Genomic DNA, 26532 nt, shown 5'->3' on the forward strand with positions numbered 1-26532 from the left:
TCAGCGCGCGCAGTCGACGATGACGGTGCCGAGCTTGTCGCCTTTCTCCACTGCGAGATGGGCCTGTGCGGTGTCCGACAGCGGAAATTGTGCGGCGACGTTGTGGATGCGCTTTCCCGCGGCGAGCCATTTCGAGATGTCGGCCTGCGCCGCCGCCAGCACAGGCTGCGGCAGCGCGAACAGCACCAGCGCGCGCAGCGCGATGCATTTCTCCATCAGCTCGCGCATCGGCACCACGGGATTGCGATTGCCCTGGGTGGCGTAGACGGCGATGGTCGAATTGAGCGCCATCAGCTTCAGCGTGGTGGCGATGTTGCCGCCGAAATCGACATCGACCACGCGATCGACGCCGCGCCCTTCGGTGAAGGCCATCGTCCTGGCCACCACGTCCTCGGTCTTGTAGTCGATCACGAGGTCGGCGCCGGCAAGCCGCGCCTGTTCCGCCTTCAGCGCCGAACTGACGGTGGCGATCACCCGCGCGCCGCCCCATTTCGCTAGCTGCACGGCGTAATGGCCGACCGCGCCGGCGCCGCCGGTGACCAGGACGGTCTGGCCCGCAACCGGTCCGTCGCCGAACAGGCAGCACCACGCGGTCATGCCGGGAATGCCGAGCGTCGCGCCGGCCGCGAACGACACGTTGTCCGGCAGCGGCGTCACCAGATGCCCGGCCAGCGCAATATATTCCGCGGCGGTGCCGAAGGCGCGGCCGTTGCGCTGGCCGTTGAACAGCCAGACCCGTTCGCCGACTTTGAGCCGCGTCACGCCGTCGCCGACCTGATCGACGATCCCGGCGCCGTCGCTGTCAGGGATCACGCGCGGGAACTCCATCGCGCGATAGCTGCCGGCGCGGCGGCCGACATCGGCGGGATTGACGCCGGAGGCCTCCAGCCGGACCCGGACTTCGCCGGGCCCTGGCACCGGCGTCGGCATCTCGCCAAAGGTCAACACATCGGGCGCGGCGCCCGTGCGCTCGTACCAGACCGCCTTCACTTACAGCGTGCCCGGGAACGCGCCGCCATCGAGCAGGATGTTCTGCCCGGTGATGAAGCCGGCCTTGGCGCCGCAGAGAAATGCGCAGGCCTGACCGAATTCCTCGGGGTCGCCGAAGCGTCCGGCCGGATTGAGTTTGGCGCGCTCCGCCAGCAACTGGTCGACCGTGATGCCGCGTCGCTCGGCTTCCGTCTTCGCGACCGCGCCGCGCAGGCGGTCGGTGTCGAACGGGCCCGGCAACAGGGCGTTGATGGTGACGTTGTTGGCAACGGTCTTGCGTGCGATGCCGGCGACGAAGCCGGTGAGGCCGGCGCGCGCGCCGTTGGAGAGGCCCAGCACCTCGATCGGCGCCTTCACCGCCGCCGAAGTGATGTTGACGATGCGGCCGAATTTGCGCGCCATCATGCCGTCCACCGTCGCCTTGATCAGCTCGATCGGGGTCAGCATGTTGGCGTCGATCGCCTTGATCCAGTCGTCGCGGGTCCAGTTGCGGAAATCGCCGGGCGGCGGGCCGCCGGCGTTGTTGACCAGGATATCCGGATCGGGACAGGCTTTCAGCGCGGCTTCGCGGCCCGCGGGCGTGGTGATGTCGCCGACCACCTCGGTCACGGTGACGCCGGGATTAGCCTTGCGGATTTCGTCGGCGGTCTTCTTCAGCGCCTCGGCGCCGCGCGCCGTCAGGGTGACATGGACGCCTTCGTTGGCGAGCGCCATGGCGCAGGCGCGGCCCAGCCCCTTGCTCGATGCGCAGACGATGGCGCGGCGGCCTTTGATTCCAAGATCCACTATCTCACTCCCGTTTTTTCGGATGTTTTTGAAAAGCCTGACGCGGCCACTCTAGCCAACATCACCGGCCCTGATAAGACCCCGGCTTTGCGCGGGCCGAAATCGTCTGTATCAAGGCGCGCATATCACGCTTGGAGAAATTCGTCATGTCCGGCCTGTTCGACGTCAGCAAGGAAGTCATTCTCGTCACCGGCGCCAGCCAGGGGCTGGGACGGCAGTTCGCGCGGGTGCTGTCGGCCCATGGCGCCGCGGTGGTGCTGGCGGCGCGCCAGACCGCCAAGCTGAAGAGCCTGGAGGATGAGATCCGCTCCAAGGGCGGCCGCGCCGTCGCGGTGCAGATGGACGTGACCGACATCGCCTCGATTCCCAAAGCATTCGACAGCGCGGAATCAGCTCTCGGCCCGGTCAGCGTGCTCATCAACAATGCCGGCATCGCCATCGAGAAGCTCGCGATCGACCAGACCGAGGCGGACTGGGACGCCGTCATCAACGCCAACCTCAAGGGCGCCTATTTCGCGGCGACCGAGCTGGCGCGGCGGATGATCGCGCGCAAGCAGGAGGGCAATATCGTCAACGTCGCCTCCGTGCTCGGCTTCGGGGTGATGAAGTTCCTGTCGCCCTACACGGTCTCCAAGGCCGGCATCATCCAGGCCACCAAGGCGATGGCGCTGGAACTGGCCGGCAACGGCATCCGCGTCAACGCGCTGGCGCCGGGCTATATCGACACCGAGATGAACCACGAATTCTGGTCGACGCCCGCAGGCGAGCGGCTGGCAAAGCGGATTCCGCAGCGCCATGTCGGCGCCGAATCCGATCTCGACGGCGCCATCATGCTGCTGGCGTCCAATGCCTCGCGCTACATGACCGGCAGCGTGGTGACGGTAGACGGCGGGTTCTTGCTGACGTGAATTGAACGACAAGCGAAGCTTAGGGCTTACTTCCCCTCTCCCCTTGTGGGAGAGGGTGGCGCCTCACGAAGTGAGGCGACGGGTGAGGGGTCTGTCTCCGCGGATAGAGACCCCTCATCCGGCGCGCTCAGGAGCGCAAGTGCGCTCCAAAGCGCGCCACCTTCTCCCACAAGGGGAGAAGGAAGAAGTGCCGCAATCAACTACGCCCGCAGCTCCGCCTTGATCATGTCGGCGGCCTTCTCGCCGATCATGATGGTCGGGGCGTTGGTGTTGCCGCCGATCAGCGTCGGCATCACGGAGGCGTCGACGACGCGCAGGCCTTCCAGGCCGTGGACCTTCAGCTTCGCGTCGACCACGGCCATCGGGTCGCTGCCCATTTTGGCGGTGCCGACCGGGTGATAGACGGTATCGACGCGCTGGCGCAGCAGGTCGCGGATCTGGTCGTCGGTCTCGACGCCCTCGGTGAACATGTCCTTCTTCTGCAGGGCGCGCAGCGCCGGCGTCTCCAATAGCCGCCGCGTGACCTTGAAGCCTGCGACCATGGTTTCGAGATCGGCGGGATCGCCCAGGAAATTCGGATCGATCAGCGGCGCAGCAAGCGGATCGGCGCTGCCGAGCGCGACGTTGCCGCGGCTCTTGGGGCGCAGTAGGCAGACGTGCATGGAAAAGCCGGTGCCGTTGTGGCGCTTGCGGCCGTGATCGTCGGCCATCGCCATGCCGAAATGCAGCTGGATGTCGGGCACGTTGAGGTCGGGGCGGGTTTTCAGGAAGCCGCCGCACTCGGCGAAATTCGAGGTCATCGGCCCGCGGCGCTCCCGGCGGTACTGGCTGATGGCGCGCAGCAGCCGCGGAATGCCTCCCAGCGAGATGCCGTTGAAGTTCGGGTTGTCCGACATGTAGCCGAACACGAAGTCGGGGTGGTCCTGCAGGTTCTGTCCGACGCCGGGCAAATGATGCACGCCGGCGATGCCGTGCTTGCCGACTGCTGTGGCGTCGCCGACGCCCGACAGCAGCAGCAGTTGCGGGGTCTGGAACGCGCCGGAGGAAACGATCACCTCGCGCCGGGCGCGGATCTGCTTCAGCTCCTTGCCTTGCCTGTATTCGACGCCGACCGCGCGCTTGCCTTCGAACAGGATGCGGGTCGCATGCGCTTTGGTTTCGACGCGCAAATTGGCGCGGCTGCCCATATGCGGGTGGATATAGGCGCGCGCCGCGCTCCAGCGCTCGCCGTTCTTCTGCGTCACCTGGTAGATGCCGAGGCCTTCGTGCTCATCGGCGTTGAAGTCCTCGCGGTAGCGGAACTGGCCCTCCTGCGCCGCCTGCAGGAAGATATGCTGCACCGGATTGTCGGTGCGCAGCTTGTTGACGGACAGAGGCCCGCCCTTGCCGTGGTACTCGCCGCCGAAATCGGCGTTATCCTCGGAGCGCTTGAAATAGGGCAGCACGTCGTTGAACGACCAGCCGGGATTGCCGAGCGAGGCCCATTGATCGTAATCGCTGCGATGGCCGCGGATATAGACCATGGCGTTGATCGCGGACGAGCCGCCGAGCCCCTTGCCGCGCGGCTGATAGCCGATGCGGCCGTTGAGGCCTTTCTGCGGCACCGTATCGAACGCCCAGTTGTTGATCTTCCCCGGCACCATCAGCGCCAGCGCGAAGGGGGTGGTCACCACCCAATTGTCGTTCCTGCCGCCGGCGTCCAATACCGCCACCGAGGTCTTGGGATCCTCGGAGAGGCGCCCCGCCACCGCGCAGCCGCCGGAGCCGCCGCCCACCACCACGAAATCGACTGTATCCGTCACGCGTATTTCCCTCCCCAAGGTTCGTTTTCTTGCGCCGCTCTTTGTCTTCCGTCATTGCGAGGAGCGTTAGCGACGAAGCAATCCATACTTGTCTTGTGGCGATATGGATTGCTTCGCTGCGCTCGCAATGACGTTGATGCAACACTACGACAAAAATCGCAGCATCTTTTGCAGCCGCGCGATCTTGGCGCCGTAGGGCGGATAGAGATCGGCGAGGCGGTTGAACGGCGAGCGGTAGAACACCGGCTTCAGCTTGCTCAGATTATCAAAACCCCATTCGCCGTGATAGGCGCCGGTACCGGACGCGCCGACGCCGCCCATCGGCTGGTACATCTGCGCGAAGTGAAACAGGCAGTCGTTGACGGTGACGCCGCCGGACACGGTGCGGTCCAGCACCTCGTCGCGCGCCGCGTCGTCCTTGCCGAACCAGTACAGCGCCAGCGGCCGGTCGTGCTTGTTGACATAGGTCACCGGTTCGCTCGCGTCCCTGTAGCCCATCACCGGCAGCAATGGCCCGAAGATTTCCTCCTGCATGATCGCCATCTCGGGCGTCGCGCCGACCACGATGGTCGGCGGAAATTTCCGTTTTGATTTCCAGGCGGGGTCGTCGGGTTTTGCGCCTTGCATGATCCGTGCGCCCTTGGCGGCGGCGTCCGCCACCAGGCCTTCGAGCCGCGCATAGTGCCGTTCGGAGACGATGGAGGTGTAGTCCTTGTTGTCAGGGTCGGTGCCGAACATCCGTTGCATATTCGCCTGCAGTCTGTCGGCGAAATCCTGCACGGAGGCCTCCTGCACCAGCACATAATCGGGCGCGATGCAGGTCTGGCCGGCATTGAGCAGCTTTGCGTAGGCGATGCGCTCGGCGGCCTCGGCGAGATCGGCGGAGCGGTCGATGATGACAGGCGACTTGCCGCCGAGTTCGAGCGTGACCGGCGTCAGATTGCGTCCCGCCGCCTCTGCCACGAGGCGGCCGACCCGGGTCGAGCCGGTGAAGATCAGGTGGTCGAACGGCAGCGAGGCGAACGCCTTGGAGATCTCGTCCTCGATGCCGGTGACGATGATCTCGTCGGCGCTGAACCTGGCCGCGATCACTTCCCTGAGCAGCGCGGAAAATCGCGGCACCAGTTCGCTCGGCTTGATCATGACGCGGTTGCCGGCGGCGATCGCCCCGACCGCCGGCGCCAGCGTCAGCTGCAGCGGATAATTCCAGGGCGCGATGATGCCGACCACGCCGAGCGGCTGCGGCATCAGGCGGTTTTTGGCGGGAAAGAACTGCAGCGAGGTCGCCACCCGCTTCGGCGCCATCCAGTTCTTCAGGCTCTTGGCGGCGTGCTTGATCTCGCCCAGTAGCATCATGGTTTCGGCGATCGTGGTCTCGATCGTGCAGCGATGGCCGAAATCCGCCGAGATCGCCTGCTCGAAGCGGGCTTCATTGTCCGAAACCGCCGCGCGCAGCCGCGCCAGCCGGTCCAGCCGCTCGGCGAGGCCAGGCGCCGGCGCCGTCCGGGTCAGTTCGAACAGGCGGTGAAAGGCGTCCTCCAGGGCGTTTTGCCCAGGGCTTTTCAGTGACTGGTCCATGGCGTTTCCTTCGGGTTCCCCGGCCGGAAGCTGGGCTTTTGCGATGTTTCTGGCAAGAGCGGCCTGCGCGGCCTGATTTGGCGCAACAAATGCGCGGTTCGGCCGTCATAAAAAGCTCAAAAGATCGCCCTCGGCCCTTTCCAAAGCGGGTTCGCATTGGTACATACCGCTCGCACCCGATGGCGTCAGCCAAGGGAAGCCTTCTCAGGAAGCCTCCGGACCAGATCAATCGGCGCCCCCGGGCGTTGGGCCAGATTCGCTTCGGTATCGTTTTCCTGAAGGCGCGCAACGGTTTATCGCGGGGTGGAGCAGCCCGGTAGCTCGTCAGGCTCATAACCTGAAGGTCATAGGTTCAAATCCTATCCCCGCAACCAAGATCAATCCTTCCAAGCCATAGGCTTGGAAGGATTTTTTTTGTTATGTGCTGGCTGTAGCGAATTGCGGCCGTGTCGGCGGCATCGCTTATTCGGTGCCGAGACCTGGTGAGAGCCGTCCATGTACCCAGATCCGAACTCCCATTCCCAACACCTCTACTCCCGCGCCCTCGCCAGCCTGCCCGGCGGCAACACGCGCACCACCGTGTTCATGAAGCCCTATCCGATCTACGCCGCGCGCGGCGAGGGTTGCCGGGTGATCGATGTCGACGGCAACGCCTATATCGACTGCATCAATAATTTCACCTCGCTGATCCATGGCCACGCGCACCCCGTGCTGGTGGCGGCGGCGACCAGGCAGCTTGCGCTCGGGTCGGCGTTCGGGCTGTCGACGGAGTCCGAGATCGATCTCGCGGAATTGCTGGTATCGCGATTGCCCGGCGTCGAGCAGGTGCGCTTCACCAATTCCGGCACCGAGGCGGTGATGATGGCGCTGAAGGCCGCGCGCGCCTTCACCGGCCGGCCGAAGATCGCCAAGTGCGAGGGCGCCTATCACGGCTCCTATGATTACGCCGAAGTCAGCCTCGATCCGACGCCGGAGGCCTGGGGCCGCAATGCGCCGGTTTCGGTGGCGTATGCGAAGGGCACGCCGGACAATGTGCTGGCCGATGTCATCACCATCCCCTTCAACGACGCCGAGGCAGCGGTTAGCCTGATCCGCGAGCACGGTGCGGAGCTGGCTTGCGTGCTCGTCGATCCCATGCCGAACCGCGCCGGGCTGGCGCCGGCCGACAAGGCCTATCTCGCGGCGCTGCGCGCGGTCACATCGGAGGTCGGCGCGCTGTTGATTTTCGACGAGGTCATCACCTTCCGCTTAGGCTATCGCGGCGCGCAGGGGCTGTGGGAGATCGACCCCGACCTGACCACGCTCGGCAAGATCATGGGCGGCGGCTTTCCGGTCGGCGCCGTCGGGGGAAAGCGGGAGTTCATGGCGGTGTTCGATCCCACCTCCGGCAAGCCGGCGCTGCCGCATGGCGGGACGTTTTCGGCCAATCCGGTGACGATGCGCGCCGGTCTCGCGGCGATGGAATTGCTCGATGAAGCCGCCTTCGCGCGGCTCGATGCGATCGGGGAGGCGGTGCGCGGCGGCATCGACGACGCCTTCCGCCGCCATGGCGTGCCCGGCCGCACCGTCGGGCTCGGCTCGCTGTTGAAAATCCATTTCGCCGATCGTCCGATCCGCGACTACCGGTCGGCCTATCTCAGCGAACAGGAAGCGCAGCGTCAGGCGATCTTCAACCGCGGCCTGCTCAATCGCGGCGTGCTGGCGGCGGGCTATGGATTGATGGCATTGTCGACGCCGATGCTGGATGAGGATATCGACACCATCGTCACCGCGGCCTCGGAATCCCTCGCCGAGGTGGCGGCCTCGGCCTGACCAGGCCACTTGATCGTTCCGCCATTTTTTGCCAGCAACAGTCCATGTCCAGCAAGATCGACCCCATCACGCGATCCGTCGTCCAGCACCGCCTGAGCTCGATCGTGAAGGAAATGGGCGAAGCCATGCTTCGCACCTCCTATTCGCAGATCCTCAATTCCAGCCGCGATTTTTCGCTGGCGATCTGCGACACGCGCGGCCGCCTGATCGCGCAGGCCGATCACATCCCGGTGCATGTCGGCGCGCTGCCCTGGGCGACGCTTGCCGTCGAGCAGCGCTTCAAGGACGTCAAGCCGGGCGACGTCATCCTGCTCAACGATCCCTATCATGGCGGCAGCCATCTGCCTGACCTCACCGCCTTCGTGCCGATCTTCGACGGCGAGCGGCGTCTGCTCTGGACCATCGTCCGCGCCCACCAGAGCGACATCGGCGGCGCCACCCATGGCGGCTATAATCCCGGCGCCACCGAGATCTATCAGGAGGGCATCCGCGTCCCGCCGATCAAGCTGTACGAGGCCGGAAAGCTGCGCGACGACCTGCTCGACCTGCTGGCGCTCAACATCCGCAACCCCCGCGAATTCCGCGGCGACCTCGCGGCGATGGTCGGCGCGGCGCATCTCGGCGAACGGCGGCTGTCGCGGCTGTTTGCCGAGTTCGGCGCCCCGGTCGTGGAAGCCGCGGTGGAAACCATCCTGGATGCCGCCGAGGCGCAGACCCGCGCCGTGATCTCGACCTGGAAGGACGGCGTGTTCTACGGCGAGGCCTTTCTCGACGACGACGGCCATGGCCGCAGCGACATCCGGATCGCCGCCAAGGTCATCAAAAAGGGCAGCGACATCGAGATCGATCTTTCTGATTCCGATCCGCAGACGACCAGTTTCGTCAATTCCTCGCATGCCAACATGCAGGCGGCGGTGGTGATGGCCTTTGCCTATCTGATCGACGCCGATACTCCGAAGAATGCCGGCGCGCTGCGCCCGCTCAAGGTGGTTGCAAAACAGGGCACCATCGTCTGGGCCGATCCGGGCCGGCCGGTGACGCTGTGCACCAGCCATCCCTCCAATGAGATCGTCGAGGCCATCGTCAAGGCGATGTCGGCGTCCTGTCCGGACCGCGCCATGGCCGGCTGGAGCCGCCGCTTCCGGATCGCGATCCAGGGCGAGGATCCGCGCTCGGGGCGCAATTTCATCTGGCACATGTTTCAGGCCCGCCCCGGCGGCGGCGCCTCGTCCGGCGGCGACGGCTGGTCGTCGATCGGCGAATGGCACACCGTGGGCGGCATCAAGTTCGGCAGCATCGAAGTCGCCGAGGTGCGGTTTCCGCTGTACTTCCGCCATCACGAGTTCCGCGAAAACTCCGGCGGCGACGGCCAATTTCGCGGCGGCCTTGGCGTCGCGCTCGATCTGGTGCTGGAAACCGCAAAGCCGGCGCGGGCCAACACCGCCGGCGACGGCGTGCGCTACGGTCCCTGCGGGATGCTCGGCGGCAAGGACGGCGTTCCCCACGATTACCGGCTGATCTCCGAAGGCCGCACCCCGCGCGTGCTGCGCACCAAGGAAGTCGGCATCGAGATCCGTCCCGGCGACTGCCTCGAAATACGATCGTCCGGCGGCGGCGGCTGGGGACCGCCGGCCGAGCGCTCGCCCGATGCCCGTGCGCGCGACCGCGAACAGGGACTTGTGGCCGCCGACGTGAAGCAGGGCGCCTGACCATGTTCACCATCGGAATTGACGTCGGCGGCACCTACACGGATCTGGTCGCCATCGACGAGAACGGCAAAACCATCTTCGCGAAATCGCCGTCGACGCCGGCGGACCAGTCGGTCGGCGTCATGGCGGGGCTGGAGGAGCTGGCGCGGCGATTGAAACTGACGCGCGCGGCAATGCTTGGGCAAACCGACCGGATCGTGCACGGCACCACGGTTGCGACCAACGCGCTGCTCGAGCGCAAGGGCGCCAGGGTGGCGCTGCTCACGACCGAGGGCCATCGCGACGTGATCGAGATGCGCGAGGGCCTCAAGGGCGACCGCTACGATCTGCGTTCGCCGCCGCCGCAGCCGCTGGTGCCGCGCGAACGGCGGTTCGGCGTGAAGGAGCGGCTCAAGGCCAACGGCGAGGTCGCGATACCCCTAAGCGATCGCTCGCTCGATGAGGCCATCGCCGCCATCCGCCGCTCCGGCGCCACTTCGGTCGCGGTCTGCTTCCTGCACTCCTATCTCAACCCGGTGCACGAACTCGCCGCCGTCGAGCGGCTGGCGCGCGAACTGCCCGACGTCAGCATTTCCCGCTCCAGCGACGTGCTGCCGCAGATCAAGGAATATGAGCGCGTCTCCACCACGATCGTGAACGCCTATGTCCGGCCGCTGGTGCGGCACTATCTGGCCAATCTGGAGCAGCGCCTTCACGAAGCCGGCTTCGAGGGCTCGCTCTTCATCATCTTGTCGCATGGCGGGATGGCGCCGGTGGAGGAAGCCTCGCGCCTGGCCGCCGGCACCGTGCTGTCGGGTCCCGCCGGCGGCATTTCCGGCGCCAGGCGCTGCGCCGACCTGCTCGGCATTCCCGATCTGGTGCCGTTCGACATGGGCGGCACCTCAACCGACATCTCGCTGGTTTCGGAAGGCCGCGCCTCGCTGTCCGCCGACGGATCGCTCGCCGGCGAACGCATTGCGCTACGCAGCCTCGACATCGCCAGCATAGCCGCCGGCGGCGGATCGATCGCGTCGGTCGATGCCGGCGGCACCTTGCGCGTCGGCCCGGAAAGCGCGGGCTCGGTGCCGGGACCGGCCTGCTACGGCAATGGCGGCGAAGCTGCCACCGTCACCGACGCCAATGTCGTGCTCGGCTACCTCGATGCCGCGGCTTTCATGGGCGGCAAGCGCCCGCTGGACGCTGCGGCAGCCGAAGCCGCCGTCGACCGGGTTGCGGCGTCGCTGGGGCTGTCGCGGTATGAGGCCGCCGCCGGCATCTTCAGGATGATCAACCTGAAGATGGCCGACGGCATCCGGCTGATGACCCTGCGCCGCGGCGTCGATCCCCGGAAATTCGCGCTATTGAGTTTCGGCGGCGCGGCGGGCCTGCATGCCGCCGAGGTCGCCCGCGAACTCGATATCAAGCGCATCATCGTGCCGATCGCCGCCTCGGTGCTGTCGGCCTGGGGCATGCTGACCAGCGACCTGCGCTACGAAGTGAGCCGGACCCATTACGGCGCCGGCGCGCGGATCGCGGCGGACGAGGCGCGCAAGCTATTTGGCGATCTGGAACGTGAGGCCACCGGCCGGCTGCGCGCCTGGTTCGGCGGGCCGATGACGACGGAGCGCTCGGCGGAGATGCGCTACGGCGAGCAGATCTTCGAGATCGATGTTCCGCTCGACGGTCTCGACTGGAACGCGGCCTCGGTGGTCGATCAAATCGAGGATCGCTTTCATCGCCGCCACGAGGAACTCTACACCTATGCCTCGCGCGACCAGGAAGTGGTGTTCGTCAATGCGCGGGTCGCTGCGATCGGCGAAGTGTCGCAGCGCGGCCAGGATGTGAAACCGGCACCGTCAGCCGCCCCTTGCGCGCCGCGAGCCACCCGGCAGGCCTGGTTCGGCCAGTGGCGCGAGGTCCCGGTCCATGCGCTCGACGATCTGCGGCCGGGCCACGCGCTGGCGGGCCCCGCGATCATCGAGGCCGAGACCACCACGGTCGTCATCAATGAAGGCGACAAGGTCAGCGTGAATGCGCTGGGATGGCTGGATATTGAGCTGCGTTGACACGACGGGACCACTTCCCCCTCTCCCGCTTGCGGGGGAGGGCAGGGGTGGGGGTGCCTCCGCGCATTCGGCCTCGCGGATAGTCCCCCTCACCGAAGTGATGGCCCGCTACGTCTTCCTCCCATAATTCAACAACCCGCCCAGCCCCTTCGGCGGATGGGCGCGCAGCGCTTCCTCGTTCGGTTCGGTGCCCCAGCCGGGCCGGTCGGGGATCACGAGATGGCCGTCGACGATCTCGGGCACGTGGGTGAACAGCTCGTCGTCCCAGGCCAGCCGGTCGATGTCGATTTCCATGATCCGCAAATTCGGCACCGCCGCGCAGAAATGCGCGTTCATCATGCTGCAGAGATGGCCGTAGAAATTATGCGGCGCGACGTTGACCTCATGGGCTTCGGCGGACGCCGCGATCTTCATCGACTGCCAGACCCCGTTCCACGGCGTGTCGATGATCGCCACATCCATCGCCTGCTCGCGGAAATAGGGCAGGAACTCGCGCAGGCCCAATAGCGTCTCGCACGACGAGATCGGGTGCGGGCTCTGCCGCCTGATGTAGCCGAGCGCTTCCGCGTTGAAGCTGTCGATCTCGACCCAGAACATGTCGAGATCGGCGATCATGCGCAGGATCTTCAGATAGCCTTCGGTCTTGGCGTTGAAGTTGAGGTCGAGCAGGATATCGACATCCGGCCCGGCGCCGTCGCGAATGGCTTCGAGGTGCATGCGCAGGTCGCGCAACACCTTGCGGTCGACGTTGATCTCCGGCTCGAACGGCGAGCCAAAACCGGGCCGCCAGCCCTGCGGCTTGCCGTCGGTGTAGGTAAAGATGTTGGTCTTCAGCGCGGTGAATTTCTTTTCCCGGACCTCGCGGCCGATCGCCTTGACGCCGTCGAGGCTGGTGATGGCGGGCGTGTACCAGGACGGATGGTTGATGCGCCAGGTGGCGCAATGCGACCAGTAGACCCGGACGCGGTCGCGGATCTTGCCGCCGAGCAGTTCGTAACAGGGCACGCCCAGCAGCTTGCCCTTGGCGTCGAGCAGTGCGTTCTCGATCGCGCCTAGCGCCAGCGCCACCACGCCGCCGGTGGCCGGGCGGGTCGCCGCGGTAAGTTCTGCAAAGATCCGTTCATGGGCGAAGACGTTCTGCCCGACCACGCGGCCCGACAGGCGCTGGATCGCGGCGCCGACGCCGGGCGCGCCGAAACCCTCGTCATATTCGCTCCAGCCGACGACGCCGTCCTCGGTCGACAGCTTGACGAAATGGTAATTCCGCCAGCCCGCGTCGCAGGCGAGGATTTCGACGCTGGTTACTTTCGATATTTTCGTCATGGCGTTTCCTTATGTTTCTTGGTTCGGGACCGGATCGCGCCGTTCGCCGGTCCCTGTTTTCGTTTCTCACGGGGCCACAGAACTTGCTATCGAAGATGGTATCGCTATATCGGAATTTTCCGCAATCTGCCGCAAGCGCCATTAAGCGAGATCGATCATGACTGCCACCGCGACCGACACCGCCGCCGTCTCCCAGCCGTTCCAGGCCGAGGTCGCCGAACTGCTGCATTTGATGGTGCATTCGGTCTATTCGGAAACCGATATCTTCCTGCGCGAGTTGATCTCGAACGCTTCCGATGCCTGCGACAAGCTGCGCTACGAGGCGATCGCGAATCCTGCGCTGATCGCGGACGGGGCGCCGCCCGAAATCCGCATCGTGCCGGACAAGAAGGCCGATACGCTCAGCGTGATCGATACCGGCATCGGCATGGACCGGCAGGAGCTGATCGACCATCTCGGCACCATCGCCCGCTCCGGCACCAAATCCTTCCTGGCGCGGCTGACCGAGGCCAAGGACGGCGCCGGCCTGATCGGCCAGTTCGGCGTCGGCTTCTATTCCGCCTTCATGGTCGCCGACCGCATTGTCGTCACCAGCCGCCGCGCCGGCGCCGACGAGGTCTGGACCTGGACCTCGTCGGGCGGGTCCGGTTTCGAAATCGCGCCGGGCAGCGAAGAGGATGCCAAGCGGATCGCGCGCGGTACCGAGATCGTGCTGCACCTCAAGCCCGACGCGAAGAAATACCTCGAGACGCACGAGATCGAGCGCATCGTCCGCGCCTATTCCGACAACATCCAGTTTCCGATTCAACTGGTGCCGGAAGAAGGCGAGCCGAGCCAGATCAATTCGGCGAGCGCGCTGTGGCAGCGGTCGAAGTCGGAATTGAAGCCGGAAGACTACGCCACGGCCTACAAGCAGATCGCGCACGCCTTCGACGAGCCGGCGATGACGCTGCATTATCGCGCCGAGGGCCGCTATTCCTATGCGGTGCTGCTGTTCGCGCCCTCGACAAAGCCGTTCGACCTGTTCGAGCCGGAGCGCAAGGGCAGGGTGAAGCTCTATGTCCGCCGTGTCTTCATCACCGACGACGCCGACCTGTTGCCGGCTTACTTGCGCTTCATCCGCGGCGTGGTCGACAGCGAGGACCTGCCGCTCAACCTTTCGCGCGAGATGCTGCAGAACAATCCGCAGCTGGCGCAGATCCGCAAGGCGGTGACCGGCCGCGTCGTCAGCGAGCTGGAGGCGCTCGGCGACAAGGAGCCGGAGAATTTCGCCAAAATCTGGGACGCCTTCGGCCCCGTCATCAAGGAAGGCATCTACGAGGATTTCGAGCGGCGCGAGAAGCTGCTGGCGCTGTCGCGCTTCACCACCACAGCAGGCGAGAACCGCTCGCTGAAGCAATATATCGCCGACCTCAAGCCCAACCAGACCGAGGTGTATTTCCTGGCCGGTGACAGCATCGAGCGGCTGAAGTCCAATCCCAAGCTGGAATCGGCCGCCGCCCGCGGCATCGAGGTGTTGCTGCTGACCGATCCGGTCGATGCGTTCTGGACCTCGGCAGCCCTCGATTTCGAAGGCAAGCCGCTGAAGTCGCTGAGTCAGGGCGATATCGATTTCGGCCTGGTCCCGCTGCTCGACGAGCACAAGGACGAGACCAAACCGGACGCCGACGAGGCTGCGATCATCGCCGTGATCAAGGCGACGCTCGGCGAGCGCGTTTCCGACGTGCGCGCCTCGCAGCGGCTGACCTCGAGCGCCTCCTGCCTGGTCGCCGGCAGCCACGGCCCGGACCGCGAACTCGAGCGCCTGCTGGCTCGGCAAAATCGCGGCGCCGGCGCGAAGCCGATCCTCGAGATCAATCTGCGGCATCCGCTGGTGGCGGCGATCTCCGCCGGCAACGCCGCCGCCGCCGACCTGTCGTTCCTGCTGCTGGAGCAGGCGCAGATCCTCGACGGCGAATTGCCGGAGGACCCGGCGGCCTTCGCCGGCCGGCTCAACCGGCTGGTGCTGCAGGGGGTGGCGAAGGGGAGCGGGTAGGCGCGACGAACTTCATACCAGTTGAAGCCGCAACTCGCGCCCGACAATTCTCGCAGCTCGCTGCAGGCTTTCGATCGTCGCGCTGCCATTGTCGGGATCGAGCAGTCGATCGACTTGCGCGCGGCTGGTTTTCATCAGCTCGGCCATGCGCTGCTTGGTGATTTTCTTCTTCTTCATTTCGCTGGCAAGCTGCCGCGCGATCACCGCCTTGATCGCGGCGGCGGTCACCTCCTCGCGGATTCCGCCTTCTTCGAGCCAGCTCTCAAAGCTCGAACCTATGTGCGGGTTTTTCCTGGCCATGATTGCAACTCCTTAAATCTCTGCCGTGCCAGCGCCAGATCTTCCGTTGGGGTTTTCTGTGTCTTTTTGACCATCGCATGCACGGCAATCAATATGCCGTCGTGAAAACCAAAGAATACCCGAGCCTCGCGCTTGCTCGGCAGCGACGTACGCACCTCCCACAAGCCAGCGCTCAAAGGACGGCATAGCGGCAGACCCACCGGCCAGCCATACTGAACCTTGGCGATGTCGCGCCCGATCGTCCGCTTGTCCTCGCGGGACAGTTCATTCAGCCATTCCCGCACCGGCTCTCGGCCGGTTACCGATCGCCAAAATACGAAAGGGATGGGCTTGAGGCTGTCAGCCATTCACAGAAACTGTACCAAAAAAGATACGCCGGGGCAACCAAGAAGCACCGACCTTGGCGGATATTGTGAGTATCTGAGCAGGACAGCCATCGAAAACATTTTTGTTGGGGGCGGCTTTGGTCAATATGGTTGGGCGCCCCGGCATTTAATGTAGGGGACGCGAACCGATTTTCGAAGCCGGCCGTAGCTATGCTCGGCAACCTTGAACTCCGGACCATCCTAGGACCCATGACCACACCCACCGGCCACGACACCTTCTACGGCGGCATTCAGGTCTTTCGCGGCTTTTCCAGCCTGATGGAGCCTGCGCTGTATTCGGCGCTGCCGGATGACTGGACCATCGGGATCGCCGATATCGTGGAATCGACCAGGGCGATCGCGCAGGCGCGCTACAAGGCGGTCAACATGGCCGGCGCCTCGGTCATCGCGGCGGTCGCCAATGCGCTGGAGGGGCGCGAGTTTCCCTTCGTGTTCGGCGGCGACGGCGCGAGCTTTGCGGTCGCGCCCGACGATCTCGAACGCACCCGCGAGGCGATGGCGGCGACCGCAACCTGGGTCGAGGAGAGCCTCGACCTCGTGATGCGGGTCGCGCTGGTGCCGGTTGCGGCGGTGCGGGCGCAGGGCCTCGATGTCCGCGTCGCCCGGTTCGGTCCGTCGGCCAATCTTTCCTATGCGATGTTTTCCGGCGGCGGTCTCGGCTGGGCGGAAGCCGCAATGAAGCGCGGCGAGTTCGCGGTGGAGAAGGCAGTGCCCGGCACCCAGCCCGATCTCACGGGATTGTCGTGCCGGTTCGAGGAAATTCCGTCCGCGCGCGGCCTGATCCTGTCGGTGCTGGTGGTGCCCGCGCGCGATGCCGATCCGGCTGCCTTTCGCAAGGTCATCGAGAACCTCGTCGCGCTGGTCGAGCGCAGCCCGGATGCCGGGCGGCCGGTGCCGGCGGACGGCCCGCCGCTGAAATGGCCGCCGGCGGGAGTCGAGTACGAAGCACGCGCGGGGCGCGGCGGATCGCTGTTGCGGCGGCGCGCCTTCGTGCTCGCCAACACGCTGTTCGTCTATGTCATCATGCGCTTCGGCATCAGCGTCGGCGGCTTCGTGCCGAAGACCTATGTGCGGCAGGTGGTGGAGAATTCCGACTTCCGCAAATATGACGACGGATTGCGCATGATCCTCGACTGCACTCCGGAACTGGAAAGCGCGCTGACGAAGGTTCTGGCCGCGGCGGCTGCGGCGGGAACCGTGCGCTATGGACTGCACCGGCAGGACGCGGCGATGATGACCTGCTTCACACCCTCGGCGCTGCGCAGCGATCACGTCCATTTCATCGACGGCGCGCGCGGCGGCTACGCCTCGGCGGCATCGGCGCTGAAAGCGATGGCGGCGTGAAAGTGTTTGATCCCTCATGGCGAGGAGGCGCGTTCCCGGCAGCGCAATTGCGCTGTCCGGTGCGCCGTCTGAGGGTCGTGGAAATTGATAGCAAAACTTCGGGAGCCACGAGATCGCGAAGGCATGTGTGCGGTTAAACCCTCTTGCGTCGTCCCTGCGAACGCAGGGACCCCAGCGTGAGCGCAATTGCGCTCATCGCGGCGCCGCGGCCCATCGGTGAGACGCAGGCGTGAGATACCTTCTGCAACAACAAACGACGGTGGTTATGGGTCCCTGCGTTCGCAGGGACGACATTGAGAGAGCCAACGGGTCGGCGCGAAGCGCTGCCCAATGACAGGCTCCGCAAAATCCGGTGCTTCACCGGCACGCAGGATAGATCGCCGCGAGTTCGCGCCCGCGCAACAGCAGCAGGCGTGAGGTCAATCCGCCGCGGCGACTGATCCAGCCCTGTACGGCGGAGGGATAGGCGGCCAGCACCAGCCTGGATGCTTCCGGCTCGGCTGAGATGCGGCCGCGCCGGTCGATCGATCGCGCGGCGTGGAACCCGAGCACCGCCCGGCGCGTCACGCAGATGCGGTCGTTCGGCACCGTGCTCAGCACCAGCGTGCAGGCCGACAGGCACGGCCCGTCGATCACGACGCGTTCGCCCGAGGCGCGCACGCGCTCGAACAGATCGAGAAACGGGCCGACCTCGCCGCCCGGGCTGGAGAGGATACGGATCTCGGCCCCGGCCGGCGGCGAGATCATTGCCCACAGCACGGCTGCGAGAAGGATTGTTTTCATGACGGCCGATCGCATCATGAGCGGCTTCCCCAAAACGATCGCGGATGAATTTATCAACCGCGATCCGCCGGACAAGGTTCCGTCATGGTCAACCGGCGCTGACGGCTAGAGCTTTTCCGTTCCGATTGAATCGGAACGGGCTCTATCTTTTGTCTTGACGCGTTTTCTTCGCGCGAACCGGTATCCACTTCGCTTGAAAACGCTCTACCCGTTGCGCCGCTCGCCGCGCAGCGTCGGCAAGCCGATCCCGGCGGCATCGAAACCGCCGTCGACGGCGAGAATTTGCCCGGTGATGTAGCTGGCGCGGTCGCTGCACAGGAAGAACACCGCCTCCGCCAGTTCTTCTTCGAGGCCGTAACGGTTGAGCGGGATGGCGTCGTGATAGTCGGCGCGTATTTCCGGGGTGTGAACCTGCTTGGCCATCGCGGTCTCGACCGGGCCGGGCGCGACGCCGTTGACGCGAATGCCGAGCGAAGCCAGTTCGACGGCGAGTTGCTTGGTCAGATGCGCGAGCCCGGCCTTGCTGGTGCCGTAAGCCGAGCGCAGCGTCGAGGCGCGCACCGCCGAGATCGAGGTGATATTGACGATGGCGCCGCCGCCATGTTCGCGCATCAAGGGCGCTGCCGCCTTGGTGCACAGGAACGGCCCGGTGAGGTTGACCGACAGAATCCGGCTCCAGTCCGCATCCGACGTTTCCAACAGCGGCGCGAACACCGCGATCCCGGCATTGTTGACCAGCGCGTCGAGCCGGCCGAAGCGTTGGCCGGTCCTGGCAATCGCGTCCGCGACGGCAGCGGCGTCGGAGACGTCGCAATGCAGCGCCATCGTGGCGTCGGGGTTGGAAAGCCCCGCGACAGCGCCCTGCAGCAGGGCGCCCTCGATGTCGAGCAACGCCACGCGCCAGCCGTCGGCGAGAAACCGTTTGGCCACCGCGAGCCCGATGCCGCGCGCGGCGCCGGTGACGAGTGCGACTTTTTGCGGGGCAGGGGGCATCGGTGTTCCATTCGCGATTGATGAATTTGCGTCTCTATAGCCGATGCCGGCGGCCGTGTCCCGGATCGGTACCGCGTCGCTTGCATGCTGCGCTGTGTCCGCGACAAACCTCCGAAATAATTTCGCAGGACATGTCGGTGCCGCAAAACCTCGCTCGTCTTGTTGACGAGCGACGGTTCGGCAAGCAACTGGCGGAACCGGCCAATGACAGAACGGAGCGTGACGATGCGATTTATGGTGATCGTGAAGGCCAGCCAGGACAGCGAAGCCGGCGTGGTGCCGAGCACGGAACTGCTGACCGCGATGGGCAAGTTCAACGAACAGATGGTCAAGGCCGGCGTCATGCTCGCGGGCGAGGGCCTGCACCCGACGTCGAAGGGCGCCCGAATCAAATATTCCGGAAAAACGCCTGATGTCAGCCATGGTCCGTTCCCCCTGACCAACGATCTGGTTGCCGGGTTCTGGCTGATTCAGGTGAAGTCGCGCGACGAGGCGATCGAATGGATGAAGCGCGCCCCGTTCGACGGCGGCGCGGAAATCGAAATCCGGCAGATCTTCGATGCCGAGGATTTCGGCGAGGCGCTGACGCCCGAACTGCGCGAGCAGGAAGAACGTCTGCGCGCGCAGGCGGGGCGGTAGGAAGCCGCCTGCCGTCATTCCGGGGCAGCCCGCAGGGCTGAACCCGGAATCCAGAGATTACTGTTCGAGATTCCCCGATGTGCAATTGCACATCTGAGGTTCGCTTCGCGCCCCGGAATGACAAACTCAAGCAAGGACCGCCGACCATGCGATTCATGATGCTGATGATTCCCCTGGGCTACGAGACCGCGCCGCCGGATATCCAGCTCGACCCCGAGCGGGTGGCCGCGATGATGAAATACAACGAGGCCCTGAACGACGCCGGCGTCCTGATCACGCTCGACGGCCTGCATCCGCCGTCGATGGGCGCGCGGGTCTCGTTTGCGGCCGGCAAGCCGCTGGTGACCGATGGTCCCTTCGCGGAAGCCAAGGAAGTGCTCGGCGGCTATTGGATGATCGAGGTGGCTTCGCGCGACGAGGCGATCGCCTGGGCCACGAAGTGCCCGGCCTCCGAGAACGAGATCATCGAAATCCGCCAGGTGCAGGAAATGACCGATTTTTCGGAAGAAGTGCAGCAGGCGGCCGCCGGGTTTGCCGAGCTGCAGAAGGGGAGCGGGCGTTAATCTTTGTGAGCGGCCGTTCCCGGAATACGCCGCTAGTGACCTTTACCGCCGGCTCATGTAAAAGCTTTTCACATGAGTTGGCGCAAGGAACAGCGCCGCGCCGAGCGCGGCTACCACCACGGCAATCTGAAAGAGGCGCTGCTGCAGGCGGCGCTCGGGCTGATTGCGGAAAAAGGCGCGGCCGGATTCACCTTTGCCGATGCCGCGCGCATGGCCGGCGTCAGCCCGGCCGCACCCTACCGGCATTTTCGCGACCGCGACGAACTGCTTTCCAGCATCGCCCAGCGCGGCTTCGAGCAGTTCGAGGCGACGCTGACCCAAGCATGGGATGACGGGCGTCCGGACACCGTCACGGCATTCGAACGGGTCGGCAAGGCCTACCTCGCCTTTGCCCGCAACGAGCCGGCGTTCTATTCGGCGATGTTCGAATCGGGGCTTCCTGTCGACCATAATCCGACATTGCAGGCGGCCAGCGAACGCGCCTTCGGCATCATTCGCGCCGCCGCCGAGCGCCTTGCGGCGCTGGCGCCGCCCGGTGTGCCGCGGCCGCCGGCGATGATGATGGCCCTGCATATCTGGTCGATGTCGCACGGCGTGGCGTCGCTGTTCGGACGCGGCGACGCGGCGCGCCGCAAGCTGCCGATGTCGCCGGAAGATCTGCTGGAAGCGCAGGTGCTGATCTATCTGCGCGGTCTCGGCTTCCCGACCGACCGCAGGCCGACTGGGCAGAAAGACCCGGCGGCGGCAACTCCGCCGCCCGTCCCGCCCGCAGGCGCGCCATCAGGTCCCTGGGGCACCCCAAAATAAATTCGCGGGCGCCGCCTGCGCCCGGCTTGACAAAAATCCGGGATGGTTTACGAATGTAAATGTTATTTACATTCACAACGGCGTGATGCCGTCATGGAGAGGGAAATGGCCTACACCGCAGATGTCAATCGATGGCGCGGCCCGGATAGCGAGTCCCACCGCCCGCATATGCTGGATTCGCCCTGGCACCCCGGCTGGATCGCCGTGACCGTGCTCGGCTTCATCATCTGGTGGCCGATCGGGCTTGCCCTTCTCTTTTTCACACTCGGGAGCAGAAAAATGGGTTGCTGGAGTCATCAGGACCGCTGGTCGAACAAGATGGAGCGCATGCAGGACAAGATGGAGCGGATGCGCGGCCGCATGGAGCGTCGCGGCTTCGGCTTCGGCGGCCCGCCGTCGAGCGGCAACCGCGCCTTCGACGAATACCGCTTGGAAACGTTGCGGCGGCTCGAGGAAGAGCAGGTCGAATTCCGCGACTTCCTCGATCGCCTGCGCCACGCCAAGGACAAGGCTGAGTTCGACCAGTTCATGGCGCAGCACAAGCAGCGTCCGACCCCGCCGAACGATCAGCCCCAGGGCTGAACGATCTGAAAGCCAAAGCCTCAGGCGTAGTGCCCCCATAGCGCCTGACGGCAACGAGCCGCCCGTTTGCGAAAAGCAGACGGGCGGTTTGCTTATGCGCATTCCCTTTGTGCTGGTGCTGTTACCCGATGCGGCTTAAATTTCGGACCGGCGCGGTCGAGGGCGAACGGCATGAACGCAATTGCATCGGGTGACCAGCTTTGGCTGTCCGTTCGCCGTGAGGCCGAAACCGTCCTGGCCAGCGATCCCGGTTTTAGCGCCTCATTATCGGCCGCGATCCTCGATCACCCTGACCTCGGTAGCGCGGTGGCTCATCAAATCGGCCAACGACTGGGCAAGGGCGCGGCCGACCGCCGGCAGTTCGCCCGCGTCGCCCGTGAGGTGTTTCGCGCCGCGCCCGATCTGGTCGATGCGGTGAGCCGCGATCTGCAAGGCATTGCCATCCACGATCCCGCGACGACCGGACTGCTGCCGCCGCTCCTGAACTTCAAGGGCTACGTCGCCCTGCAGGCCTGGCGCGTTTCCAATTGGCTCTGGCGTCAGGACCGCACCGACCTCGCTTTGATGCTGCAAAGCCTGTCATCCGATTCCCTTCAAGTAAGCATCCACCCCTCGGCGTCGATCGGAACGTCGGTTTTCCTCGATCATGCCACCGGCATTATCGTCGGCGCGTTCGTCACTATCGGTGACGAGGTGACGATCATGCAGAGCGTGACTATCGGACGGAAGCCGGAAAATCCGGACCGCGCCCCGAGGATCGGTAAAGGCGTCTTGCTCAGCTCCGGAGCAACCATTCTCGGCGATGTTCACATCGGCGACTTTGCCAAGGTTGGCGCCGGGGCGGTGGTGACCAGCGACGTGCCGAGTGGCTGCACCGCTCTCGGAATTCCCGCGCGCCTTATCAACTGCCCCGAAGAGGTATCCCGTTAGGGCGCGAGGGGGATGGGACGACGGCTAATTTCCTTCTCTGAACAAGTGCATCCTTACTTTGCATGGGGTCGTTTTAGCGATTTTTGAAAGCACCCTGCGGCAGGCCTCGCGCCGGGTCGGGGGCGCCGGATGGCAATGTTCCGCCGCCGCATTCCCCGCCCCCAAATTCCCCTTTGGTAACTGCCCGTTAACCATGATTAGCGTCTGGTTAGGGTCGTAATGACGCGCGAAAAGCCCTCGTTTTGACATGTTGGCAGGGGATGCAGGGTTCGGCTTTGGACGGGCCCCCCATGCGACACACAACAAGGCTCTCGCGCTGGCGTTTACCGCCGCGGCTGACGCGCGGCTATGGAACGGGCAGCCAATTGCTCCCGGGGGATTTGGGACACTTGCGTTGAGAGGATACCGGACATGAATCCCGCCGACGTGGCTCAGTCAGCCTTGCCGCTGGCATCCACCGACGTATCGCTGATCACCCTGTTCCTGCAGGCCCATTGGGTCGTGAAAGCGGTCATGCTGGGGCTGCTCGCCTGCTCGGTATGGGTCTGGGCGATCGCGATCGACAAGATATTCCTGTATGCGCGCACCAAGCGCGCGATGGACCGTTTCGAACAGGCGTTCTGGTCTGGCCAGTCGATCGAGGAGCTTTACCGCGCGCTGTCGGCCAAGCCGACGCAATCGATGGCGGCGTGCTTCGTTGCGGCGATGCGCGAATGGAAGCGGTCGTTCGAAAGCCAGTCGCGGTCGTTCGCCGGCCTGCAGATGCGGATCGAGAAGGTCATGAACGTCTCGATCGCCCGCGAAGTGGAGCGTCTGGAACGGCGGCTCCTGGTGCTGGCGACGGTCGGCTCGGCGGGTCCCTTTGTCGGCCTGTTCGGCACGGTCTGGGGCATCATGTCGAGCTTTCAGTCGATTGCGGCCTCCAAGAATACCTCCCTGGCGGTGGTGGCCCCGGGCATCGCGGAGGCGCTGTTTGCCACCGCCATCGGCCTTATCGCCGCAATTCCGGCGACTATTTTCTACAATAAGTTCACGTCCGAGGTGAACCGCCAGGCCCAGCGGCTGGAAGGCTTCGCCGACGAATTTTCAGCGATCCTGTCGCGCCAGATTGACGAACGGGCATGATCCCGAAAAGTGGAAACCGGTTTTCGGACAAGATCATGCCCCCGGACAAACGGCGTGAGGGGCGGTATATGATGGGCACATCGTGAGCAGCAGATCATGGCGATGAACATGGCAAGTTCGTCCGGCGGCGGCGGGCGCCGCGGCCGGCGCAAGCCGATAATGGCCGAGATCAACGTCACGCCGATGGTCGACGTCATGCTGGTGTTGCTGATCATCTTCATGGTGGCGGCGCCGCTGATGACGTCGACCATCGATATCGACCTGCCGGTCGCCAGCGGCGGCAAGTCGTTGGCATCCAACCAGCCGCCGTTGACGTTGTCCGTCAAGCGCACCGGCGGAAGCTGCAATTCGAATGTCGAGCTCTACCTCGGGGATACGCCGATTTCGGCCGCCGACTTGCCGTCAAAAATCAAGGCTATCCGGGAAACGCGGTCCGATGCCGAGAGCGTCGTCTACCTGCGGGGCGACAAGGACGTCTGCTATACCGATATGATGAAATTGCTGGGCACCATTCGAACCGCGGGTTTCAAGGCGAATATCGTCATCATTCCCGAGCAGGGGGGTTGATCGTGAGGCGGCACCAGATCAGCCTTCGGCTGAAGGCGGAGCGGGAAAGCTGAAGTGAAGGTCAAGGTCGACAAGACGCTGGTTGCCTCGGTTGCCCTGCACGTCCTCGTGCTGGGGTGGGGACTGGTGTCGTTTTCGTCCAAGGCCTTCGACCTGATGCCGGAAGAGTCCGTGCCGGTGGACGTCATTTCGTCCGACCAGCTCGCCAAGGTCATGGCCGGCATGAAGACCGGCAAGAAGGAAAATCCCAAGCCGCTGGTGGAGAAAGTCGCCGAGGCCAAGCCCGTCGAAGACGCCGTCGGCAAGATCACCGAGAAGGCGCCGGTCGTGACCGACACCGCGCCGCCGCCGACGCCGAAGGTCGAGGAAAAGCCGGTCGAGAAAAAGCCCGATCCGCCGAAGCCGGTCGCCGAGGCCAAGCCGAAGGAAGAGCCGAAGCCGGTCGAAAAGAAGCCGGACCCCAAGGTCGATCCGATCGCGGAAGCGATCAAGAAGGAAGAAAAGAAGCCGCCGAAACCGCCGGTGCAGGCCGCCAAGCCGCCCGAGCCGCCCAAGCCGAAGACCGAGCGGCACTTCGATCAGTCGAAGATCGCAGCCCTGCTCGACAAGCGCGATCCCTCGAGGCAGGCGGTGACCGGCGACACGCTGAATTCCAACGCCGCGCTCGGCCTCGCCAAAGGCAAGGCTGCCGATAATTCCGCGACCTGGGGCGCGATGTTCCAGTCGCAGGTCGAGCGCTGCTGGAAGAAGCCCTATGGTGGTATCGAGGCCCAGAAATCCGAGGCCGTTTTCGCGATCAGATTGAAGCGCGATGGCACGCTGGAGGGCATGCCGGTTCCGGAAGGCACGCCGGCCACGCCTTACCTGCGCGTCTATCAGGAGAGCGCCTTGCGTGCGATCATCGAGTGCCAGCCGTACAAGCTGCCCGTGGCCTATTTCGATGAATGGAAATATTTTGCGCCGGTGTTCACCGAGCGAAAGACTTGAAAGCTGGTCGCGCTGTCGACGACCGCCAATATGGAACGAAGTCCGCAAACAATGACTGACAAGAACGAATTGCCTGAGATCCCGTTTCGCCTGAGCCGCCGGCGGCTGATCGCTGGAATGGCCGCGCTCGGGATGGTGACGGGCGGTTCAGCTCGCAATGCCTTCGCCCAGGGGCCGAAGCGAGTGGTCATTCCCGAGGGCGACTTCGCGCCGCTTCCGATCGCGATCCCGAATTTTGCGGCGGGAACGCCTGGTGATGCGGAGGTCGGCGTCGGCGTGACCCAGGTCATCACCAACAACCTCAAGCGCAGCGGACTGTTCGCGCCGATCGACCAGTCGGCTTATATCGAAAAGGTCATCAATATCGACGCAGCGCCGCAGTTCCAGAACTGGAAGACCATCAACGCGCAGGCGCTGGTGACCGGCCGCATGACCCGCCAGAACGACGGACGGCTGAAGGCCGAATTCCGCCTCTGGGACGTCAACACCGCCCAGCAGCTCGCCGGCCAGCAGTACTTCACCTCGCCGGAATACTGGCGGCGGATCGCGCACATCATTTCCGACCAGATCTACGAGCGCCTGACCGGCGAGAAGGGCTATTTCGACAGCCGCGTGGTGTTCGTGGACGAGACAGGCTCCAAGGAGCGGCGCGTCAAGCGGCTGGCGCTGATGGACCAGGACGGCGCCAACGTCCGCTATTTGACGAGGGGCGCCGATCTGGTGCTGACGCCGCGGTTCTCGCCGTCGACCCAGGAAATCACCTATATGGAATTCGGCCAGGGCGACCCGCGCGTCTACCTGTTCAACATCGAGACCGGGCAGCGCGAGATCGTCGGCAATTTTCCCGGCATGTCGTTCTCGCCGCGCTTTTCGCCGGACGGCCAGCGCGTCATCATGAGCCTGCAGCAGGGCGGCAATTCGAACCTGTTCGTGATGGATCTGCGCTCGAAATCGACCACCCGCCTGACCGACACGCCGGCGATCGATACCTCGCCGTCCTATTCGCCCGACGGCACACGGATCTGTTTCGAATCCGACCGCGGCGGCAAGCCGCAGATCTATGTGATGGCGGCGACCGGCGGACCGGCGCAACGCATTTCGTTCGGCGAGGGGAGCTATTCCACGCCAGTCTGGTCGCCGCGCGGCGATTACATCGCCTTCACCAAGCAGGGCGGCGGACAGTTTTCCATCGGCATCATGAAGACCGACGGTTCAGGCGAGCGGCTTCTCACCTCCGGGTTCCATAATGAGGGCCCGACCTTTGCGCCGAACGGCCGCGTCGTGATGTTCTTCCGCGATCCCGGCGGCAGCGGCGGACCTTCGCTCTACACGGTGGACATTTCCGGACGCAATGAACAAAAGGTTCCCACCCCGGGTTTCGCGTCCGATCCGGCCTGGTCGCCGCTGTTGTCCTGAGTGCGGCGCCGCCGCCCTCCGCTGCAAACAACGCTGCTGCCGATGCCAGGCAAAGCTTGCCTAGCTTGCTGAATTAGCGGGCAGATTTTCATTTTTCGAAGACCGTGAAAAGGTTACGGTAA

At 64.8% G+C, this 26532-nt stretch carries 24 protein-coding genes and 1 tRNA gene; 16 read left to right on the forward strand and 9 right to left on the reverse strand.

Annotated elements, in window-relative coordinates:
* Positions 1–990 (reverse strand): NADPH:quinone reductase, encoded by a 990-nt coding sequence (locus KMZ29_RS04865; RefSeq protein WP_215622691.1) that lies wholly within the window; start codon positions 988–990, stop codon positions 1–3.
* Positions 991–1776 (reverse strand): SDR family oxidoreductase, encoded by a 786-nt coding sequence (locus KMZ29_RS04870; RefSeq protein WP_215622692.1) that lies wholly within the window; start codon positions 1774–1776, stop codon positions 991–993.
* A 146-nt stretch (positions 1777–1922) separates the two neighbouring features.
* Here KMZ29_RS04870 and KMZ29_RS04875 point away from each other — a divergent pair, with 146 nt between their 5' ends.
* Positions 1923–2684, forward strand: coding sequence for an SDR family NAD(P)-dependent oxidoreductase (locus KMZ29_RS04875; RefSeq protein WP_215622693.1), 762 nt, complete (start codon positions 1923–1925; stop codon positions 2682–2684).
* Between the two features lie 200 nt (positions 2685–2884).
* On the opposite strand, the gene KMZ29_RS04880 is transcribed toward KMZ29_RS04875, so the two are convergent.
* Both KMZ29_RS04880 and KMZ29_RS04885 read right to left on the reverse strand, forming a co-directional pair.
* Positions 2885–4486 (reverse strand): GMC family oxidoreductase, encoded by a 1602-nt coding sequence (locus tag KMZ29_RS04880; protein ID WP_215622694.1) that lies wholly within the window; start codon positions 4484–4486, stop codon positions 2885–2887.
* Positions 4487–4630: 144 nt separating this feature from the next.
* Positions 4631–6064, reverse strand: coding sequence for a coniferyl aldehyde dehydrogenase (locus KMZ29_RS04885; protein ID WP_215622695.1), 1434 nt, complete (start codon positions 6062–6064; stop codon positions 4631–4633).
* A 297-nt stretch (positions 6065–6361) separates the two neighbouring features.
* Between KMZ29_RS04885 and KMZ29_RS04890 the strand changes: the two genes are divergently transcribed.
* From KMZ29_RS04890 to KMZ29_RS04905, 4 genes are all read left to right on the forward strand, one after another.
* Positions 6362–6438 (forward strand) — tRNA-Met (locus tag KMZ29_RS04890).
* A 121-nt stretch (positions 6439–6559) separates the two neighbouring features.
* Positions 6560–7876 carry an aspartate aminotransferase family protein gene (locus KMZ29_RS04895; RefSeq protein WP_215622696.1) on the forward strand — a complete coding sequence of 439 codons (1317 nt, stop codon included), beginning with the start codon at positions 6560–6562 and terminating at the stop codon, positions 7874–7876.
* A 44-nt stretch (positions 7877–7920) separates the two neighbouring features.
* Positions 7921–9585, forward strand: a complete 1665-nt coding sequence (locus KMZ29_RS04900; RefSeq protein WP_215622697.1) for a hydantoinase B/oxoprolinase family protein — start codon at positions 7921–7923, stop codon at positions 9583–9585.
* A 2-nt stretch (positions 9586–9587) separates the two neighbouring features.
* Complete coding sequence (locus tag KMZ29_RS04905) at positions 9588–11630, forward strand: hydantoinase/oxoprolinase family protein (protein WP_215622698.1); 2043 nt, start codon at positions 9588–9590, stop codon at positions 11628–11630.
* 108 nt (positions 11631–11738) lie between these two features.
* On the opposite strand, the gene KMZ29_RS04910 is transcribed toward KMZ29_RS04905, so the two are convergent.
* Entirely contained in the window at positions 11739–12953 is a 1215-nt protein-coding gene (locus tag KMZ29_RS04910; RefSeq protein ID WP_215622699.1) for a mandelate racemase/muconate lactonizing enzyme family protein, read from the reverse strand.
* Positions 12954–13110: 157 nt separating this feature from the next.
* Here KMZ29_RS04910 and htpG point away from each other — a divergent pair, with 157 nt between their 5' ends.
* Positions 13111–14988: a molecular chaperone HtpG gene (htpG, locus tag KMZ29_RS04915; RefSeq protein WP_215622700.1), complete on the forward strand. Its 1878-nt coding sequence runs from the start codon at positions 13111–13113 to the stop codon at positions 14986–14988.
* Between the two features lie 12 nt (positions 14989–15000).
* Here the strand turns inward: htpG and KMZ29_RS04920 are convergent, their stop codons facing one another.
* Together KMZ29_RS04920 and KMZ29_RS04925 are read right to left on the reverse strand one after the other, a co-directional pair.
* Positions 15001–15216 carry a Fis family transcriptional regulator gene (locus KMZ29_RS04920; RefSeq protein ID WP_369810077.1) on the reverse strand — a complete coding sequence of 72 codons (216 nt, stop codon included), beginning with the start codon at positions 15214–15216 and terminating at the stop codon, positions 15001–15003.
* Positions 15217–15263: 47 nt separating this feature from the next.
* Positions 15264–15635, reverse strand: a complete 372-nt coding sequence (locus KMZ29_RS04925) for a type II toxin-antitoxin system RelE/ParE family toxin (RefSeq protein ID WP_215622701.1) — start codon at positions 15633–15635, stop codon at positions 15264–15266.
* A gap of 228 nt (positions 15636–15863) precedes the next feature.
* On the opposite strand from KMZ29_RS04925, the gene KMZ29_RS04930 reads away from it, so the two are divergent.
* On the forward strand, positions 15864–17018 hold the full coding sequence (locus KMZ29_RS04930; protein ID WP_215622702.1) for a DUF3095 domain-containing protein: 1155 nt from the start codon (positions 15864–15866) through the stop codon (positions 17016–17018).
* Between the two features lie 357 nt (positions 17019–17375).
* On the opposite strand, the gene KMZ29_RS04935 is transcribed toward KMZ29_RS04930, so the two are convergent.
* Together KMZ29_RS04935 and KMZ29_RS04940 are read right to left on the reverse strand one after the other, a co-directional pair.
* On the reverse strand, positions 17376–17819 hold the full coding sequence (locus KMZ29_RS04935; protein WP_215622703.1) for a hypothetical protein: 444 nt from the start codon (positions 17817–17819) through the stop codon (positions 17376–17378).
* Between the two features lie 186 nt (positions 17820–18005).
* Positions 18006–18794, reverse strand: coding sequence for an SDR family NAD(P)-dependent oxidoreductase (locus tag KMZ29_RS04940; protein ID WP_215622704.1), 789 nt, complete (start codon positions 18792–18794; stop codon positions 18006–18008).
* A 225-nt stretch (positions 18795–19019) separates the two neighbouring features.
* Between KMZ29_RS04940 and KMZ29_RS04945 the strand changes: the two genes are divergently transcribed.
* From KMZ29_RS04945 to tolB, 9 genes are all read left to right on the forward strand, one after another.
* Positions 19020–19433 (forward strand): YciI family protein, encoded by a 414-nt coding sequence (locus KMZ29_RS04945; protein ID WP_215624139.1) that lies wholly within the window; start codon positions 19020–19022, stop codon positions 19431–19433.
* Positions 19434–19579: 146 nt separating this feature from the next.
* The gene (locus tag KMZ29_RS04950) at positions 19580–19996 is read left to right on the forward strand and encodes a YciI family protein (RefSeq protein ID WP_215622705.1); all 417 of its coding nucleotides are present in this window, start codon (positions 19580–19582) and stop codon (positions 19994–19996) included.
* A gap of 72 nt (positions 19997–20068) precedes the next feature.
* Complete coding sequence (locus KMZ29_RS04955) at positions 20069–20803, forward strand: TetR/AcrR family transcriptional regulator (RefSeq protein WP_215622706.1); 735 nt, start codon at positions 20069–20071, stop codon at positions 20801–20803.
* Positions 20804–20908: 105 nt separating this feature from the next.
* On the forward strand, positions 20909–21385 hold the full coding sequence (locus KMZ29_RS04960) for a DUF2852 domain-containing protein (RefSeq protein ID WP_215624140.1): 477 nt from the start codon (positions 20909–20911) through the stop codon (positions 21383–21385).
* Positions 21386–21556: 171 nt separating this feature from the next.
* On the forward strand, positions 21557–22315 hold the full coding sequence (locus KMZ29_RS04965) for a serine acetyltransferase domain-containing protein (RefSeq protein WP_215622707.1): 759 nt from the start codon (positions 21557–21559) through the stop codon (positions 22313–22315).
* 411 nt (positions 22316–22726) lie between these two features.
* Entirely contained in the window at positions 22727–23440 is a 714-nt protein-coding gene (tolQ, locus tag KMZ29_RS04970; RefSeq protein WP_215622708.1) for a protein TolQ, read from the forward strand.
* Positions 23441–23536: 96 nt separating this feature from the next.
* A complete protein-coding gene (locus KMZ29_RS04975; protein ID WP_215605006.1) occupies positions 23537–24007 on the forward strand; it encodes a biopolymer transporter ExbD in 471 nt (156 codons plus the stop codon).
* A gap of 54 nt (positions 24008–24061) precedes the next feature.
* On the forward strand, positions 24062–24994 hold the full coding sequence (tolA, locus tag KMZ29_RS04980; RefSeq protein ID WP_215622709.1) for a cell envelope integrity protein TolA: 933 nt from the start codon (positions 24062–24064) through the stop codon (positions 24992–24994).
* Positions 24995–25111: 117 nt separating this feature from the next.
* Positions 25112–26410: a Tol-Pal system beta propeller repeat protein TolB gene (gene tolB / locus KMZ29_RS04985; RefSeq protein WP_369810113.1), complete on the forward strand. Its 1299-nt coding sequence runs from the start codon at positions 25112–25114 to the stop codon at positions 26408–26410.
* The last annotated feature ends 122 nt before the right edge of the window (positions 26411–26532 follow it).

Source organism: Bradyrhizobium sediminis (assembly GCF_018736085.1).
Taxonomy (GTDB): domain Bacteria; phylum Pseudomonadota; class Alphaproteobacteria; order Rhizobiales; family Xanthobacteraceae; genus Bradyrhizobium; species Bradyrhizobium sediminis.